The organism is Ileibacterium valens (assembly GCF_001945525.1).
GTDB classification, from domain to species: Bacteria; Bacillota_I; Bacilli_A; order Erysipelotrichales; family Erysipelotrichaceae; genus Ileibacterium; species Ileibacterium valens.
The window spans coordinates 1-897 of the sequence record NZ_MPJW01000265.1; the positions used below are offsets into that span (position 1 = coordinate 1).

An 897-nucleotide genomic window follows, 5' to 3' on the forward strand; every position below is an offset into this window, starting at 1 on the left:
CAGAGAGACGTCCGAAAAAGAGGCTCACAAAATAGGAGAAAATCAAAAAGAAGGAACGCAAAGACAGCTTCAAGAAACAAATCAAGTGATAAAGCACTGGATGAATTTTTTCAGAACAAATCCCGCGCTGCAGATCTTTTTGAAACTGCATTTGGTGATGAGATCGGACCAATTGATCCAAAACGATTAAGATTAGGCAATTCAAATCAGAAACTGCTTGGAAAGGATGCATTAAGAGACATCGATCGAAGCAATGACCTTCTGTTTGTCTATCAGGATGAAAACGGAAAGGAAGCTTTATTTACTCTGATTCTGGAAAATCAGAAATACAGTGATGGTCATATGCTGAAACGCATGCTTGATTCCTGTTATGCTCAAGCCGTCCACTGGCTCGAAAGTAAAGAATCTGAAACCAAAGTGAATGCAAAAAATAAGACAAAGAAAATCAATGAATACTTTCCAGAAATTTTCCCAGTTGTCTTTCATCATCGTCACGGCCCCCGGAATGAGCCTTGCTCACTCAGTGAATTAACCAGGAATAAGTCTGGCAGGCACTTTGATGTAAGTTACGTAGTCATTGAACCAGAAGACCTGAAAGAATCCTGTAAAGACGCAGACAATCGTTATTTGGGACTTGGGTTTGACCTGCTGCATAAACTTGAAAGAAAAGCAAAGGCAAAACAGAATGGATCAGACAATCAGAGCGATAATGAGTCTCTGCTGATAGAATTTGAACAGCTTGTGATTGGATTTCCTGAAGATGTAATTAAGGTGATGAAAGCCGAAGCAGGTGTTCCTGATAAAATCGAAGAATGGATTGATCAAAAAAGACTGAATGAACAGAAAGAAGAGGGAGAGCAGATGAGCGTTCTTAGAGAACTTTACGATAATCGTGAT

1 protein-coding gene is annotated in these 897 nt (G+C 39.6%); it reads left to right on the plus strand.

Annotated elements, in window-relative coordinates; all coding sequences use genetic code 11:
• On the plus strand, window positions 1-897 hold an 897-nt coding region (locus tag BO222_RS12230; RefSeq protein ID WP_143357043.1), incomplete at both ends, for an Rpn family recombination-promoting nuclease/putative transposase.